Source organism: Azospira sp. MPR-E4 (genome assembly GCF_058809645.1).
On the sequence record NZ_JBXAST010000010.1, the window covers coordinates 68,029 to 82,434 of the forward strand.

Genomic DNA, 14,406 nt, shown 5'->3' on the forward strand with positions numbered 1-14,406 from the left:
ATATTACCCGTCCGGGCCCGGGCGGCGAGTTGAGACCAAACTCCCGGGCAAGCATTGAAATACAACCTGTCGTACTTGCGAGGTCCCCATGACCGAAACTGAATTCAACGCGCTTGCCGCGCAGGGGTACAACCGTATCCCCGTCACCCTCGAGACCTTTGCCGATCTCGATACCCCCCTTTCCATCTACCTGAAGCTGGCCAACGGCCCCTACACCTACCTGCTGGAATCGGTGCAGGGCGGTGAGCGCTTCGGCCGCTACTCCATCATCGGCCTGGCCAGCCCCACCCGCATCGCCGTCTATGGCCACCAGGTCATGGTGCTTACCGGCCAGCGCATCGCCGAGCGGGAAAACGACACCAATCCCCTGGAGTTCATCGAGAGCTACCAGAAACGCTTCCGCGTCGCCCCCTACGCCGGCCTGCCCCGCTTCTGCGGCGGCCTGGTGGGCTGCTTCGGCTACGACACGGTGCGTTATGTGGAAACCCGCCTGACCAAGAGCGCCAAGCACGACGAACTGGGTACGCCGGACATCCTGCTGTTGCTCTCGGAAGAGATCGCCGTGGTGGATAACCTCTCCGGCAAGCTGACCCTGGTGGTCTATGCCGAGCCCGGCTTCCCCGGCGCCTTCCAGAAAGCCAAGGCTCGGCTGAAGGAATTGCTGGCCCAGTTGCGCACTCCGGCGCCCATCCCCGAGGAAAAGCCGGCCACTTCCCAGCCGGCGGTCTCCATCTTCGGCGAGGCGCCCTTCAAGCAGGCGGTGGCCAAGGCGAAGGAGTACATCACCGAAGGCGACATCATGCAGGTGGTGCTGTCCCAGCGCATGACCAAACCCTTCTCCGCCAGCCCCCTGTCCCTGTACCGGGCCCTGCGCACCCTCAATCCTTCTCCCTACATGTATTACTTCGACTTCGAGGATTTCCATGTGGTGGGCGCTTCCCCCGAAATTCTCACCCGTCTGGAAGGCGATACCGTGACGGTGCGGCCCATCGCCGGTACTCGCAAGCGGGGCGCCACGCCGGAGGAGGATGCGGCCCTGGCCGAGGATCTGCTGGCGGACCAGAAGGAGATCGCCGAGCATGTGCAGCTGCTGGACCTGGGCCGCAACGACGTGGGTCGGGTGGCCCAGACCGGCTCGGTGAAGCTGACCGAGCGCATGACCATCGAGCGCTATTCCCACGTGATGCACATCGTCTCCAACGTGGAAGGCAAGCTCCAGGCCGGTCTCTCGGCCCTGGATGTGCTGAAGGCGGCCTTCCCTGCCGGTACCCTCTCCGGCGCACCCAAGGTGCGGGCCATGGAAATCATCGATGAACTGGAACCGGTGAAGCGCGGCATCTACGGCGGCGCCATCGGCTACCTGGGCTTCAACGGCGACATGGACCTGGCCATCGCCATCCGTACCGCGGTGATCAAGGACGGCCAGCTGCACGTGCAGGCCGGCGCCGGCATCGTTGCCGATTCGGACCCGACCTCCGAATGGCAGGAAACCCAGAACAAGGCCCGGGCCGTGCTGCGGGCCGCGGAAATGGCCGAGAACGGCCTCGATACCCGTTTCGAGTGAGGGCGCTGCCATGCTGCTGATGATCGACAACTACGACAGCTTCACCTACAACATCGTCCAGTACTTCGGCGAGCTGGGCCAGGATGTGCGCGTCTATCGCAACGACGCCATCACCCTGGGCGAGATCGCCCGTCTCGATCCGGACTATCTGGTGATTTCCCCGGGGCCCTGTGCGCCCCAGCAGGCGGGGGTTTCCCTGGCCGCCATCCGCGAATTCGCCGGCAAGATTCCCCTGCTGGGCGTGTGCCTGGGCCACCAGTCCATCGGCGAGGCCTTCGGCGGGCGCATCGTGCATGCCAAGAGGCTGATGCACGGCAAGACTTCGCCCGTGCATCACAATGATCAGGGCGTTTTCAAGGGCTTGCCCAATCCGGTGACCTGTACCCGCTACCACTCCCTGGCCATTGAGCGGGAAAGCCTGCCGGACTGCCTGGAGATCACTGCCTGGACCGACGACGGCGAAATCATGGGGGTGCGGCACAAGACCCTGGCGGTGGAAGGGGTCCAGTTCCACCCCGAGTCCATCCTCACCGAACACGGCCACGACATGTTGCAGAACTTCCTCAAGGAGCACGCCAAATGAGCCCGCAAGAAGCCTTGACCCGCTGCATCGAGCACCGGGAAATCTTCCACGACGAAATGCTGGAGCTGATGCGCCAGATCATGTCCGGCGAAATGAGTCCGGTGATGATCGCCGCCATCACCACGGCCCTGCGGGTGAAGAAGGAAACCATCGGTGAAATCGCTGCCGCCGCCCAGGTGATGCGCGAGTTCGCCACCAAGGTGCCGGTGCGGGACCCGTCCGCCGTGGTGGACATCGTGGGCACCGGCGGTGACGGCGCCCATACCTTCAATGTCTCCACCACCTCCATGTTCGTCTGTGCCGCCGCCGGCGCCAAGGTGGCCAAACACGGCGGCCGCTCCGTCTCTTCCAAGAGCGGCTCGGCGGATGTGCTGGAAGCCCTGGGCGTGAACCTCAATCTGCCGCCGGAGCGCATTGCCGAATGTATCGATACGGTGGGTATCGGCTTCATGTTCGCCCCCAACCATCATGGCGCCATGAAGCATGCGGCCCCGGTGCGACGCGAACTGGGAGTGCGCACCATCTTCAACATCCTCGGCCCCCTGACCAACCCGGCCGGCGCCGAGCGCCAGGTGCTGGGGGTGTTCCATGCGGATCTGGTGGGCATCCTCATCCGGGTGCTGCAGCGCCTGGGTTCCCAGCGGGCCTTCACCGTCTTCGGCGTGGATGGTCTGGATGAGATTTCCAATTCCGGCCGCACCCTGATTGGCGAACTGAAGGATGGACGCATCCATGAGTACGAGATCCATCCGGAGGATTTCAACCTGCCGGTGCACGATCCCCGGGTGATCCGGGTGGGCAATGTGGAAGAGTCCAAGGCCATGGTGCTGGCGGCCCTGGAGGGGCGTCACGGTCCGGCCCGGGATATCGTGGCCCTGAACGCCGGAGCCAGCCTGTATGTGGCCGGCCTGGCCGACTCCATGGCCCAGGGGGTGGAAAAGGCGCTGGATGCCATTGCCTGCGGCGCCGCCCGGGCCAAGCTGGACGAATTCGTGCGCTTTACCGGGGTTGCCCCATGAGCGACATCCTCAACAAGATTCTCGCCACCAAGCGGGAAGAGGTGGCTGCCGCCCTGCCCGCCATGCCCCTGGCCGCCGTTCGCACCGCTGCCGAAGCCCGGGTCAAGGCCGACCCTGCCCGGGATTTCGTCGGGGCCATCCGCCGCAAGATTGCCGGCGGGCAATCGGCGGTGATCGCGGAAATCAAGAAGGCCAGTCCTTCCAAGGGCGTTATCCGGGAGAACTTCGATCCGGCCGCCATTGCAGCGGATTACGAAGCCCACGGCGCAGCTTGCCTGTCGGTCCTGACGGACCGGCAGTATTTCCAGGGTGCGCCCGAATACCTGCAGGCGGCCCGCGGCGCTTGCGCTTTGCCGGTGTTGCGCAAGGATTTTCTGGTCGACCCCTATCAGGTCTATGAAGCCCGGGCCATGGGGGCGGATGCCATCCTGTTGATTGTGGCGGCCCTCAGCCTGCCGCAGATGCGGGAGATGGAAGACCTGGCCATGGAGTTGGGCATGGGGGTGCTGGTCGAGTCCCACGACGGCCAGGAGCTGGAGCAGGCCTTGCAACTGAAGACTCCGCTGATGGGTATCAACAATCGTAACCTGCGTTCCTTTGAGGTTAGTCTGCAGACCACCCTGGGCCTCCTGCCGGAGATCGGTGACGGGCGGATCGTGGTGACGGAGAGCGGCATCCTGGGGGCAGCGGACGTGGCTCTCATGCGAGCCAACCAGGTCGAAGCCTTCCTGGTCGGCGAAGCCTTCATGCGCTGCCCGTCCCCCGGGGAAGCCCTGCGACAACTCTTCGCCAAGGGCTGAAGGGCTGGCCCTTATGGCTTTGGGCGTAGGTGAAGACACTGGTGTTGAGTGTTGTGTTGTAAAAACACAACAACTCGAGGATGGGAGTGCAGGCATCTTGACGTTGTCGTTGCTCCCGTTAGGTGGGTTTGCCACAATCCGTCTCAACTTCTCGTAAGAGAGGTATTAAAGGGGTATGCGGGACAACGCTACCTTTCCTAATTGCAAGAGGAGAAAACCTGATGCAAAAGAAATTTATCGCTCTGGCCGTTGCCGCTCTGGCTTCCGGCGCCGCTTTCGCTCAATCCAATGTCCAGATTTACGGCGTTGCTGATCTGTCTTTCGAGTCCGTTAAGGCCGAAGGTGCTGCTGGCGCTGGTGCCAACATGCCTTCCCGTAACCGTCTGCAAACCAACTCCTCCTACCTGGGTTTCAAGGGTAGCGAAGACCTGGGCAATGGTCTGAAGGCTCTGTTCCAGATCGAGACCGCTGTTAACTTCGACAACCAAAACGGTGCTGATACTGCCGGCCTGACCCCGACCGGTAATGCATACGCTGGCGTGAATCAGCAGTTCTCCAACGCCGGCAATACCGCTGGTGGTTCCATGCGTGATACCTATGTTGCTCTGGCTGGCAACTTTGGTACCGTTCTGGCAGGTTATGTTTCCACCCCCTACCGCTCCATTTCCGCTGGCTTTGACGTGATGCCTGGCGCTACCGGTATCGGTGGTTACAATGGTGTGTTTGGTCGTGCCACTGGTGGTACCAACCTGAACTTCCGCACCCAAGCCGTTGCTTACGCTACCCCCACTTTCTCCGGTTTCTCCGGCGTGATCGCTTACGTGCCGAACGAAGGCAAGAGCATGTCCAACGTGGCTAACAGCGTTAACCCCGGCGGTTACAACCTGGCCCTGAACTACGCTAATGGTGGTCTGAAGGCTGCTTACTCCTATCTGAGCCTGACCGACGTTGGTGTTGGTGGCCTGACGGACGAAAAGCACAAGGCTCACCTGCTGGCCGCTGGCTATGACTTCGGTCAAGGCACCACCCTGAACGCTATGTACCAGAAGTTTAACGGTGATGTGAATGCTGGCGCCGGTAACCTGGACGTCAACCGCAACTCCTACTGGATCGGCGTGAAGCACGTTATCGGTGCTAACGAACTGGCCGCTTCCTACGCTGTTGCTCGCGACACTACCGGTAACCTGTTTGCCAACAACGGCGACCAAGGTGCCAAGCAGTTCGCTCTGCGTTATGGCTACAACTTCTCCAAGCGCACCCAAGCTTACGCTATCTACTCCAAGGTCACCAACGACGCTGGTGCTAGCTTCAACTTCGGTGCTGGTACCAACACCACCGCTGCTGGCGCTGGTGCTGATCCCACCGCTTGGGGTGTTGGCGTTCGCCACTCCTTCTAATATCGTTTAATCACGATATTAAAAAAAACAGGCGCCCTAGGGCGCCTGTTTTTTTTGCATCTTTAGGTATTTCCCTGCGGGAGTGCTCAAAAAAAGAAATGCTCAACAAAAAAGCGCCTTATTAGGCGCTTTTTTGTTGAGCGGGTGGCACCCTATTCTTGATACAGGCAGACCATGTTGTCGCGATGGATGAGTTCCGGCTCTTCCATGTAGCCAAGGATGTCTTCGATATCGCTGGATGAGTGCTTGGCGATGAGGCGAACTTCGCTGCTGCCGTAATTGCAGAGGCCCCTGGCGATTTCCCTGCCGCTTTCGTTCAGGCAGGCTACGGCGGCTCCCCGCTCGAAGTCGCCGTGAACTTCCCGTACTCCTACAGGCAGCAGACTCTTTCCTTGGCGCAGGGCTTGGATGGCTCCCTGGTCGAGCGTCAGCTTTCCTGCCAGCTGCAAATGGTCTGCCAGCCACTGTTTGCGGGCGGTCATCGGCAGGGTGTCGGCGACCAGCAGAGTGCCGACGGATTCTCCGGTGGCAAGGCGGGTGAGAGGGCTTTTTTCCCTGCCACTGGCAATGACAGTGTCGGCGCCGCTGCGGGCGGCCCGCTTGGCGGCGAGGACCTTGGTAATCATGCCGCCGGTGCCGATCTGGGTGCCGGCACCGCCGGCCATTGCCTCCAGGGATGGGTCGCCGGCGCGGGCTGAGGTGATCAAGGTGGCGGAAGGGTCCTTGCGCGGGTCGGCGGTGAAGAGGCCGGGCTGGTCGGTCAAGATGATGAGGCAGTCTGCCTCCACCAGGTTGGCGACCAGGGCGCCCAGGGTGTCGTTGTCACCGAATTTGATTTCGTCAGTAACGACCGTGTCGTTTTCATTGATGATGGGGACGACACCCAGTTCGAGCAACGTGGTCAGTGTGGCCCGGGCGTTCAGATAGCGCTTGCGGTCGGCCAGATCGTCGTGAGTCAACAGAATCTGGGCAGTGTGCAGGCCGTGGGCGCTAAAGGCCGATTCATAGACCTGGGCCAGGCCCATCTGGCCGACGGCGGCGGCGGCCTGGAGTTCGTGCACGGCCTTGGGGCGCTTCTGCCAGCCCAGTCGCTGCATGCCGCAGGCAATGGCGCCTGAGGAAACCAGGACCACCTGTTTGCCGTTGTGGCGGAGCTCGGCAATCTGGCGTGCCCATTCGTGAATGGCGGCTAGGTCGAGTCCGGCGCCATTGTTGGTGACAAGGGCCGAGCCGACCTTGACGACTAGGCGCCCGGCATTGGCCGTACGGCTGGTGGTTGGGCTCATTCGTCTACGCTTGGTGAGGGGGTGAGGGGCTTTCCCCGGACTCCTCCGCTGCCTCGTCCTGCTTCCTGATTTCCTCCAGGGCGGCCTGGATGGCGTAGACCACGGGGCGGCAGCCTTCGCCGCTGATGGCGGCAATGGGGAAAACGGGGCCGTTGAAACCGGATTTTTCCCGGTAGGCGGACAAGAAGGCGTCCACGTGTTCTTGGCGCTCTTCCTCGGGGAGCAGGTCAAGCTTGTTGAGGATCAGCCAGCGCGGCTTGCTGGCGAGTTCGGGGCTGTATTTTTCCAGTTCGCCGACGATGGCGATGGCGTCGGCAACCGGATCGGCGTCCGGATCCATCGGGGCAATATCGACGATGTGCAGCAGCACACGTGTGCGGGCCAGGTGCTTGAGGAAGCGGATGCCCAGGCCGGCGCCATCGGCTGCGCCTTCGATGAGGCCCGGCACGTCGGCAATGACGAAGCTCTTGTTGTCATCGACCCGCACCACGCCAAGATTGGGGTGCAGGGTGGTGAAGGGATAGTCTGCAACCTTGGGTCGGGCGGCAGATACGGCGCGGATGAAGGTGCTCTTGCCCGCATTGGGCAGGCCCAGCAGGCCTACGTCGGCGAGCACTTTCAACTCCAGCTTCAGTTCTTTTTCTTCTCCGGGTTCGCCTTTGGTGCACTGACGGGGAGCGCGGTTGGTGGAGGACTTGAAGTGGATGTTGCCCAGTCCGCCCCGGCCGCCTTGGGCCAGCAGGACCTTCTTGCCGTCCTTGTCCAGGTCGGCCAGTACGTCACCGGTGACGGCATCGCTAATAACCGTACCAACCGGCATGTGCATGATGATGTCGTCGCCGCCTTTGCCGTAGCAATCGGCGCCCCGCCCGCTTTCGCCGTTTTGGGCGAGGAATTTGCGGGTGTAGCGGTAGTCGATGAGGGTGTTGATGTTGCGGTCGGCAATGACATAGATGCTGCCGCCGCGACCACCGTCGCCGCCATCCGGACCGCCCATGGGAATGTATTTTTCCCGGCGGAAGGAGGCAACGCCGTTGCCGCCCTTGCCGGCGATGACCAGGATCTTGGCTTCGTCGATGAATTTCATAGGGTATAAACAGAAAAGCCCTACCGCGAGGATAGGGCTCTCCTTGGTTCCTTAAAGCGCGGGTTAGGCGGCGGGAACGATGCTCACGGTGCGGCGGCGCTTTTCACCCTTGATGGTGAATTGCACGCGACCTTCAACGAGGGCGAACAGGGTGTGGTCCTTGCCGATGCCGACGTTTTCGCCGGGATGGAATTCGGTGCCACGCTGACGAACCAGAATGTTACCGGCTGCCACCAGTTGGCCGCCGTAGCGCTTTACGCCAAGTCGCTTCGATTCCGAGTCGCGGCCGTTGCGGGAACTACCGCCAGCTTTTTTGTGTGCCATGGTGTATTAACTCCTCGATCAGGCGGAGATGCCGTCGATGCGGATCTCGGTGTAGTTCTGACGATGGCCCTGGTGCTTCTGGTAGTGCTTCCGACGGCGCATCTTGAAAATCTTGACCTTGTCGTGGCGGCCGTGGGAAACCACGGTGGCCTGGACAGAGGCGCCCTGAACCAGCGGGGCGCCAATTTTCACAGCCTCGCCTTCGCCTACCATGAGGATCTGGTCGAGAGTGATTTGTGCGCCGATGTCTGCCGGTATCTGTTCTACTTTAAGTTTTTCGCCAGCGACGACGCGATATTGCTTGCCGCCGGTTTTTATGACCGCGTACATAGGGACTCCGATAACAAAGGGTGTAACAAAGAACCGTGCATTATACGGATTTTAGACGTCGCGTCAAAGACTTCCGTTCTTTGACCGCCGCGTCCGCCGGCCGGGCGGCTTGACCATCCTCGGACGCGCGCCTACCATGCAGCGGCTTGGCTGGGAGCCTGTGCTGAAGGCCTCCGCCGTTGCTTTTCCGGCTGTTGTGGCCGTCCTTTCCTTTACGCTCTCGAAACGTTCCCGTGGCTCTCGAAAAAATCAATGCTCTGATCGGCCCCGACATGAAGTCGGTGGATGCCGTCATTCGTCAGCGCCTGCATTCCGATGTGGTGCTCGTTCGTCAGGTGGCCGAGTACATCATCAGCAGCGGCGGCAAGCGCCTGCGTCCGGTGCTGGTGCTGCTGGCTGCCGGTGCCATGGGCTACAAGGGTGTCAATCACCATGAATTGGCTGCGGTGGTGGAATTCATTCATACCGCCACCCTGTTGCACGACGATGTGGTGGACGAGTCGGAACTGCGCCGGGGTCGGGAGACGGCCAATAACTTGTTCGGCAATGCCGCCAGCGTGCTGGTCGGCGATTTCCTCTATTCCCGCGCCTTCCAGATGATGGTGTCCGTGGGCAACATGCGCATCATGCAGGTGCTGGCGGATGCCACCAACATCATCGCCGAAGGCGAGGTGCTGCAGTTGATGAACTGCCACGATGCGGACGTGGATGAAGAGCGCTACCTGCAGGTGATCCGCTACAAGACTGCCAAGCTGTTCCAGGCGGCGGCCCGGCTGGGGGCAATCCTGGGGGGGGCGACGCCGGAGGTCGAGGAAGGTTTGGCGGCTTACGGCATGCATCTGGGGACCGCGTTCCAGCTGGTGGACGATGTCCTGGACTATTCCGCCGACGAGGCCGAGACCGGCAAGCATCTGGGTGACGACCTGGCCGAAGGCAAGCCTACGCTGCCTCTCATTTATGTTATGCAGAACGGTTCCCCGGAGCAGGCTGCCTGTGTGCGTCGCGCCATTGAGGAAGGCGGGCGGGATGACTTCCCTGTCGTGCTGGAAGCCATTCGTGCCACCGGTGCTCTGGAGCACACCCTGAAGCAGGCCAAGCTCGAGTCGGAAGTGGCGGTGCGCGCACTGCAAGCGCTTCCGGCTTCTCAATACAAAGATTCGCTGGTAGAATTGTCAGTCTTCGCTGTGACGAGAAGTTTCTGACTTTTCCCGAAAGTTGCAGTGAGCGAGTCGGGGTGTAGCTCAGCCTGGTAGAGTACTGCGTTCGGGACGCAGGAGTCGGAGGTTCGAATCCTCTCACCCCGACCAATTTTCAGAAAAGCCACTCATCCGAGTGGCTTTTTTGTTTTCCGGGTGTCGGTGGCCCTTGGAGCGCAGCTGTTCTTCGCCGGCCCCGGGCCTCGTGGCCGTGGTGGAGCCTCTGCTATGCTGTTGCTCTGATTGCTTGTGCAGCCGGAATGCCATGTCCAAGTTTCTGTTGTTCATTCTTTTTGTCGGCCTCGCCTGGTGGTGGTTCAGGGGGCGCGGCGTATCGCGTGGATTGGGCGGCGGGGCCCCCGTCAACCCGCCGGTGGAGCGAATGGTGGTGTGTCGTGGCTGCGGCGTCTATTTGCCGGAAAGCGATGCTCTGGTGGTTCGGGGGCATCCCTATTGCTGCGCCGAGCATGTTGTTCGTGACGATGGCTGAGGGCGTGTCTTGTCGTTCCTGAATGTTCCGCCCGTCGAGGTTTCCGAAGCGCACTGGAAGTCGTTGCGCTATTTCAATTTCTACCGCCTGGTTGCCGCCTTCCTCCTCTATGGGGCGGCCTATCTGCATCCGTCCAGCTTCGAGCTGGTGCCGGCCACCGATCAGTCCCTCTATACGTGGACGGCCTTCGTCTATTGCCTGGCCACTGCCTGCTCGGTGTTGTTGCTGGCCTTCTGGCGTCGTCATTTCAATCTGCAGTTGTCGGGCCAGGTGCTCCTGGATGTGGTGGCCCTGACGGTCCTGATGCATGCCAGCGGGGGGCTGCGTGGTGGCCTGGGGGCCATGCTCCTGGTCTCGCTGGCCGGGGCGGGGCTGGTCGGGCAGGGGCGATTGGTGCTTTTCTATGCGGCCCTGGCAACCCTTTCCATGCTGTTCCAGCAGTTGCTGCTGGCCTTGAGCAGCGAATTCGACCCCTCCGCCTTTTTCCAGGTCGGCCTGCTGGGGGCTGGCTTTTTTACCTCGGCGATTTCGGCCCGTCTCCTGGCCCGTCGCGTGGTGGCCAACGAAGAGTTGGCGCGCAAGCGCGGCGAAGCGCTGGCCAACCAGGTCTGTGTCAGTCAGCGGGTGATCGAGGAAATGCAGGACGGCGTCCTGCTGGTCAGCCCTCTGGGCGAGGTGCACCTGCATAATCCCCGGGCCGAGGCGCTCCTGGGATTGACGGCGGGGGAGGCTGGCAACCTGGAGCGCTGTTCGCCGGCCCTGGAAGGGCACTTTCTCCGCTGGCGGAGGCGGGAAGGCAGCAAGGACGAGAGCGGCCTGGTCTTCCACGTCCCGCGCAACGGCAAGCAGCTGTTTGCCCGTTTTCTCGAGACCCCGAGCAGTGCCGGTGACACCCTGATTCTGCTGGAGGACATGGACCGCCTGCGCGAGGAGTCCCGCCAGATGAAGCTGGCGGCTCTGGGGCGGTTGACCGCCAATATCGCCCACGAAATCCGCAATCCCCTGTCCGCCATCAGCCATGCCGGTGAGCTGCTGCGGGAAGATGCGGACCCGAAGGGCGGGGATGCCCGACTGGTGCGCATCATCCTGGACAATACCCAGCGCCTGGAGCGCATCGTGCGCGACGTACTCGAGCTGGGACGGCGGGACCGCTGCCATCCGGAGTCCATCGATCTCAATGCTGCATTGGCGGCCTATCTGGACGAGTTGCAGTCCAAGGCGGAGGCGGCTCCCGGCGTGCTGTGCCTGGAAGGGTTGGCCGGAGCCGAACTGGAGTTTGATCGTACCCATCTGCACCAGGTGCTGTGGAATCTGCTCAGCAATGCATTGCGGCACAGCCGGCAACAACCCGGTAGCGTGCAACTACGCGTTGCCTACGGCAATGGCGGCATGGTGGAGCTGCATGTGGAGGATGATGGGCCCGGCATTCCCGAAGCCATCCGGGAGCAGGTGTTCGAACCGTTCTTTACCACCCATGGCAAGGGGACCGGCCTGGGGCTCCACATTGCGCGGGAACTGTGCGAAGCCAACGGGGCGCAGCTGGAGTTGTTGAGCGAGTCCAGGGCCGGTGGAGCCCATTTCAGAATAACGGGAAGGAGAGGGCATGGCTCAGGCCAAAAGTGAACGCCGCGCCAGGGGGGCGCTGGCCCGGGTGCTGGTGGTGGATGACGAAGCGGATATTCGGGAACTGGTGGACCTCACCCTGTCCCGCATGGGGCTGGCGGCGGATTGCGCCGGCACCGTGGCCGAGGCTCGGGAGTTCCTTGCCCGGGAGTCTTACCAGCTGTGCCTGACCGACATGCGTTTGCCCGATGGGGAAGGGCTGGAACTGGTGCGCCTCATCGGCGAGCAGTACAGCGAGACGCCGGTGGCCGTGATCACCGCCTTCGGCAGCACCGAGAACGCGGTGGCGGCCCTCAAGGCCGGGGCCTTCGACTATCTGGCCAAGCCGGTGGCCCTGGATCAGCTGCGTACCCTGATCAAGTCGGCCATCGATCTGCCGGTGGCATCCGCGGCCGAGGGGGCGCCCCGCAGCGAGGCTCTGCAGCTGCTCGGCGATTCCCGGGCCATGAGCACGGTGCGGGAGATCATCGCCAAGCTGGCCCGCAGCCAGGCGCCGGTTTACATCTCCGGCGAATCCGGCTGCGGCAAGGAACTGGCGGCCCGCCTCATCCACGAGCAGAGCAACCGCAGCCAGGCGCCTTTCGTTCCGGTGAACTGCGGGGCCATCCCCGAGAACCTCATGGAAAGCGAGTTCTTCGGTTATCGCAAGGGCGCCTTCACCGGTGCCGAGCAGGATCGGGAAGGATTCTTCCAGGCGGCGGGGGGCGGCACCCTGTTTCTCGACGAGGTGGCCGACCTGCCCCTGTCCATGCAGGTCAAGCTGCTGCGGGCCATCCAGGAAAAGCGGGTGCGCAAGGTGGGCGCCACCGTGGAGGAGGCGGTGGATGTGCGTCTCATCTGTGCCACCCACCAGGACCTGAAGGCCTGCGTCGAGGCCGGCACCTTCCGCCAGGATTTGTACTACCGTCTCAACGTCATCGAGTTGCGCATGCCGCCGCTGCGGGAGCGGGCCGAGGACATTCCCCAGCTGGCTCGTGCCTGTCTCGACCGTCTGGCCCATCAGGCGCCGGCGTTGCCGCTGACGCCCGCGGCCGAAGCGGCGCTGTGTCGCTACACCTTCCCCGGCAACGTCCGCGAACTGGAGAATATTCTGGAGCGGGCCACGGCGCTATGCAGTGGCAGCGAGATCGACGAAGGCGACCTGCAGCTTTCCCCCACCGATGAAGGTCACCCCGAAACCGGTTCCGAAGGGCGCGGCGGCGAGTCTCTCGATACCTATCTGGACCGTCTGGAACGCCAGGCGATTCAGGAGGCGGTGGTTCAGACCCAGGGCAATCGCACGGCGGCGGCGCGCCTGCTCGGCATCACCTTCCGCTCCCTGCGCTATCGCATGGCCCGTCTGGGGATCGAGTGATGACGGAACGCTTCGATGCCGAGGGCTGGCTGGCCGGCGCAGTGCGGCGCGAGTCGCCCAATCAGGATGAGCGGCCCGAGGGAGAGCGGCCGAGCCTGGTCGTCATCCACGCCATCAGCCTGCCGCCCGACGACTTCGGCGGCCCCTGGATTTTCGATCTGTTCGACAACACTCTGGACCCGGCAGCCCATCCCTACTTCGCTGCCATTCACCATCTGCGTGTCTCTTCCCACTTCCTGATTCGTCGCGATGGCGAGCTGGTGCAGTTCGTTTCCTGCGACAAGCGTGCATGGCATGCAGGTGTCTCCGAGTGGCTGGGACGGGAGCGCTGCAACGATTTTTCCATCGGCATCGAGCTCGAAGGATGCGATGCCATGCCCTTCGCGCCGGCCCAGTACGATGCCCTGAAAGCCTTGCTGCAAGCCATTCTCCAGCACTACCCCATCAGTGCGGTGGCCGGGCATTGCCACATCGCCCCCCAGCGCAAGACCGATCCCGGCCCCCATTTCGACTGGCAGCAATTGCGTTGCGAGTTCGCAACCGTGCGCTTTCCAGCCATGCAAAAGAGTTAAAAAACACTTGCATAGGAAATACCCCATTACTAGAATTAGGCCCAAATCACAATGGGCACACTAAATCTAGTGGTCACTTACGCACGCACGCCAAAACAGCTGCAAAGCAAATCCCGGAACGCCAAGACTGGCGCGGGACTCGGCTTCTTCACCCCTCCGCGACCGTGAATCGCCAAGAGCCGAGAATGACGCCCCGCCCTTTCCATCCCATCGCGTTTGTCCCCGGTTCTTTCCGTTGCCGTCGACCTGCGGCAACGTCCAGCCTCCTCCCCGAATTTTTCTGCCGACGCCCGCTGGCGTCGTTGCGTATTGCCGCTCACGCGTCTTCAGTTCGTTCGCGTGTTGCCGCTCCGTATTCAACCGGCGCTTCCTCCGGAAGGTCGATGAATGGTCCGTGCTTTTCCCGGGCGGATCTCGTTTTGTCCGTTGTGTCTTAAAGCCAATTTTCGATCCTGGAGAAGGAGGTTATTTATGGCAACCGCAAAGAAGACGAAGACCGAGGCCGCCAAGGACAAGAAGTCCCCGGCGAAGGCTGCTGCTAAACCCGCTGTGAAGAAGGCTGCTCCCCCTAAGGCTGCTGCCAAGCCCGCCGCGAAGAAGGCTGCTCCCGCTAAGGCTGCTGCCAAGCCCGCTGTGAAGAAGGCTGCTCCCGCTAAGGCTGCTGCCAAGCCCGCCGCGAAGAAGGCTGCTCCCGCTAAGGCCGCTGCCAAGCCCGCCGCGAAGAAGGCTGCTCCCGCTAAGGCTGCTGCCAAGCCCGCCGCGAAGAAGGCTGCTCCGGCTA

The 14,406-nt window shown here is 62.3% G+C and carries 15 protein-coding genes and 1 tRNA gene; 12 read left to right on the top strand and 4 right to left on the bottom strand.

Translation table 11 applies throughout. The features are described from left to right. Nucleotides 1-88 precede the first annotated feature (88 nt). The 5 genes from trpE to AC1RTA_RS05285 all read left to right on the top strand — a co-directional run bounded on the left by trpE (nt 89) and on the right by AC1RTA_RS05285 (nt 5,363). On the top strand, nt 89-1,564 hold the full coding sequence (trpE, locus tag AC1RTA_RS05265) for an anthranilate synthase component I (protein ID WP_492784143.1): 1,476 nt from the start codon (nt 89-91) through the stop codon (nt 1,562-1,564). 10 nt (nt 1,565-1,574) lie between these two features. Beyond that, nucleotides 1,575-2,147: an aminodeoxychorismate/anthranilate synthase component II gene (locus tag AC1RTA_RS05270; protein WP_492784144.1), complete on the top strand. Its 573-nt coding sequence runs from the start codon at nt 1,575-1,577 to the stop codon at nt 2,145-2,147. Beyond that, nucleotides 2,144-3,166, top strand: coding sequence for an anthranilate phosphoribosyltransferase (gene trpD, locus AC1RTA_RS05275; protein WP_492784145.1), 1,023 nt, complete (start codon nt 2,144-2,146; stop codon nt 3,164-3,166). Before AC1RTA_RS05270 ends, trpD begins: the two co-directional genes overlap by 4 nt. After that, nucleotides 3,163-3,966: an indole-3-glycerol phosphate synthase TrpC gene (trpC, locus tag AC1RTA_RS05280; RefSeq protein WP_492784146.1), complete on the top strand. Its 804-nt coding sequence runs from the start codon at nt 3,163-3,165 to the stop codon at nt 3,964-3,966. Before trpD ends, trpC begins: the two co-directional genes overlap by 4 nt. Nucleotides 3,967-4,187: 221 nt before the next feature. Further along, nucleotides 4,188-5,363, top strand: a complete 1,176-nt coding sequence (locus tag AC1RTA_RS05285) for a porin (protein ID WP_492784147.1) — start codon at nt 4,188-4,190, stop codon at nt 5,361-5,363. A 152-nt stretch (nt 5,364-5,515) separates the two neighbouring features. Here AC1RTA_RS05285 and proB read toward each other — a convergent pair whose 3' ends face one another. From proB to rplU, 4 genes are all read right to left on the bottom strand, one after another. After that, the gene (gene proB, locus AC1RTA_RS05290; RefSeq protein ID WP_492784148.1) at nt 5,516-6,649 is read right to left on the bottom strand and encodes a glutamate 5-kinase; all 1,134 of its coding nucleotides are present in this window, start codon (nt 6,647-6,649) and stop codon (nt 5,516-5,518) included. 4 nt (nt 6,650-6,653) lie between these two features. Further along, nucleotides 6,654-7,736: an Obg family GTPase CgtA gene (cgtA, locus tag AC1RTA_RS05295; RefSeq protein ID WP_492784149.1), complete on the bottom strand. Its 1,083-nt coding sequence runs from the start codon at nt 7,734-7,736 to the stop codon at nt 6,654-6,656. Nucleotides 7,737-7,799: 63 nt separating this feature from the next. Continuing rightward, nucleotides 7,800-8,060, bottom strand: coding sequence for a 50S ribosomal protein L27 (rpmA, locus tag AC1RTA_RS05300; RefSeq protein ID WP_014235286.1), 261 nt, complete (start codon nt 8,058-8,060; stop codon nt 7,800-7,802). An 18-nt stretch (nt 8,061-8,078) separates the two neighbouring features. Beyond that, complete coding sequence (gene rplU, locus AC1RTA_RS05305; protein ID WP_014235285.1) at nt 8,079-8,390, bottom strand: 50S ribosomal protein L21; 312 nt, start codon at nt 8,388-8,390, stop codon at nt 8,079-8,081. 233 nt (nt 8,391-8,623) lie between these two features. On the opposite strand from rplU, the gene ispB reads away from it, so the two are divergent. The 7 genes from ispB to AC1RTA_RS05340 all read left to right on the top strand — a co-directional run. Beyond that, entirely contained in the window at nt 8,624-9,592 is a 969-nt protein-coding gene (ispB, locus tag AC1RTA_RS05310) for an octaprenyl diphosphate synthase (protein ID WP_492784150.1), read from the top strand. 28 nt (nt 9,593-9,620) lie between these two features. Beyond that, nucleotides 9,621-9,697: transfer RNA gene (locus AC1RTA_RS05315), tRNA-Pro, on the top strand. Between the two features lie 154 nt (nt 9,698-9,851). Further along, the gene (locus AC1RTA_RS05320; RefSeq protein ID WP_130459156.1) at nt 9,852-10,076 is read left to right on the top strand and encodes a PP0621 family protein; all 225 of its coding nucleotides are present in this window, start codon (nt 9,852-9,854) and stop codon (nt 10,074-10,076) included. Between the two features lie 9 nt (nt 10,077-10,085). Next, complete coding sequence (locus AC1RTA_RS05325; protein ID WP_014235261.1) at nt 10,086-11,699, top strand: two-component system sensor histidine kinase NtrB; 1,614 nt, start codon at nt 10,086-10,088, stop codon at nt 11,697-11,699. Then, a complete protein-coding gene (locus AC1RTA_RS05330) occupies nt 11,680-13,053 on the top strand; it encodes a sigma-54-dependent transcriptional regulator (protein ID WP_492784151.1) in 1,374 nt (457 codons plus the stop codon). Before AC1RTA_RS05325 ends, AC1RTA_RS05330 begins: the two co-directional genes overlap by 20 nt. Continuing rightward, the gene (gene ampD, locus AC1RTA_RS05335) at nt 13,053-13,625 is read left to right on the top strand and encodes a 1,6-anhydro-N-acetylmuramyl-L-alanine amidase AmpD (protein WP_130459154.1); all 573 of its coding nucleotides are present in this window, start codon (nt 13,053-13,055) and stop codon (nt 13,623-13,625) included. Before AC1RTA_RS05330 ends, ampD begins: the two co-directional genes overlap by 1 nt. A 471-nt stretch (nt 13,626-14,096) precedes the next feature. Next, a partial coding sequence (locus AC1RTA_RS05340) for a hypothetical protein (RefSeq protein ID WP_492784152.1) occupies nt 14,097-14,406 on the top strand: 310 nt, incomplete at its 3' end.

Bases quoted from the DNA above. Each gene is read 5' to 3' on its own strand.
- trpD (WP_492784145.1), top strand. From the start codon at position 2,144: ATGAGCCCGCAAGAAGCCTTGACCCGCTGCATCGAGCACCGGGAAATC.
- AC1RTA_RS05320 (WP_130459156.1), top strand. From the start codon at position 9,852: ATGTCCAAGTTTCTGTTGTTCATTCTTTTTGTCGGCCTCGCCTGGTGG.
- trpC (WP_492784146.1), top strand. From the start codon at position 3,163: ATGAGCGACATCCTCAACAAGATTCTCGCCACCAAGCGGGAAGAGGTG.
- ampD (WP_130459154.1), top strand. From the start codon at position 13,053: ATGACGGAACGCTTCGATGCCGAGGGCTGGCTGGCCGGCGCAGTGCGG.
- AC1RTA_RS05270 (WP_492784144.1), top strand. From the start codon at position 1,575: ATGCTGCTGATGATCGACAACTACGACAGCTTCACCTACAACATCGTC.
- AC1RTA_RS05285 (WP_492784147.1), top strand. From the start codon at position 4,188: ATGCAAAAGAAATTTATCGCTCTGGCCGTTGCCGCTCTGGCTTCCGGC.
- trpE (WP_492784143.1), top strand. From the start codon at position 89: ATGACCGAAACTGAATTCAACGCGCTTGCCGCGCAGGGGTACAACCGT.
- cgtA (WP_492784149.1), bottom strand. From the start codon at position 7,736: ATGAAATTCATCGACGAAGCCAAGATCCTGGTCATCGCCGGCAAGGGC.
- proB (WP_492784148.1), bottom strand. From the start codon at position 6,649: ATGAGCCCAACCACCAGCCGTACGGCCAATGCCGGGCGCCTAGTCGTC.
- rplU (WP_014235285.1), bottom strand. From the start codon at position 8,390: ATGTACGCGGTCATAAAAACCGGCGGCAAGCAATATCGCGTCGTCGCT.
- rpmA (WP_014235286.1), bottom strand. From the start codon at position 8,060: ATGGCACACAAAAAAGCTGGCGGTAGTTCCCGCAACGGCCGCGACTCG.
- AC1RTA_RS05330 (WP_492784151.1), top strand. From the start codon at position 11,680: ATGGCTCAGGCCAAAAGTGAACGCCGCGCCAGGGGGGCGCTGGCCCGG.